The 685-nt window shown below is 66.9% G+C and carries 1 pseudogene; it reads right to left on the minus strand.

What is annotated here, in order from left to right:
- A pseudogene (locus DSP71_RS23610) lies at nucleotides 1-685 on the minus strand (elongation factor 4); the annotation flags it as partial.

Genomic DNA, 685 nt, shown 5'->3' on the forward strand with positions numbered 1-685 from the left:
TCGCCGGTGTCGCTCGTGAGCACCTCGTAGATCACGCTGGGCGCCGTGGTGATGAGATCGAGTCCGAACTCCCGCGCAAGACGCTCGGTCACGATCTCCAGGTGCAGGAGTCCGAGGAAGCCGCAGCGGAATCCGAACCCGAGGGCGACCGAGGTCTCCGGCTCGTACTGCAGGGAGGCATCGGAGAGCTTCAGCTTGTCCAGGGCCTCGCGGAGCTCCGCATAGTCGCTCCCGTCGATCGGGTAGATGCCCGAGAACACCATCGGTTTCGGGTCGGTGTATCCGGGGAGCGCTTCGGATGCGGGCTTGCGGGCGTTCGTGATCGTGTCGCCGACCTTGGAGAGACGGACGTCCTTCACGCCGGTGATGAGGTAGCCGACCTCACCGACCCCGAGCCCCTTGGTGGGAGTCGGTTCCGGGCTGGACACGCCGACCTCGAGAGCCTCGTGGTTCGCGCCTGTCGACATCATCTGGATGCGCTCGCGGGGTGACAGGCTGCCGTCGATCATGCGGACGTACGTGACGACGCCGCGGTACGCGTCATAGACCGAGTCGAAGATCATGGCGCGGGCCGGAGCATCCGCGTCACCCCTCGGCGCCGGGATCTCCTGGACGAGCCTGTCGAGCAGGTCCTCCACGCCGGCGCCGGTCTTACCGGAGACCCGCAGCACATCCTCCGGCTTCC

The organism is Microbacterium sp. H6 (assembly GCF_003314775.1).
GTDB lineage: Bacteria > Actinomycetota > Actinomycetes > Actinomycetales > Microbacteriaceae > Microbacterium > Microbacterium oxydans.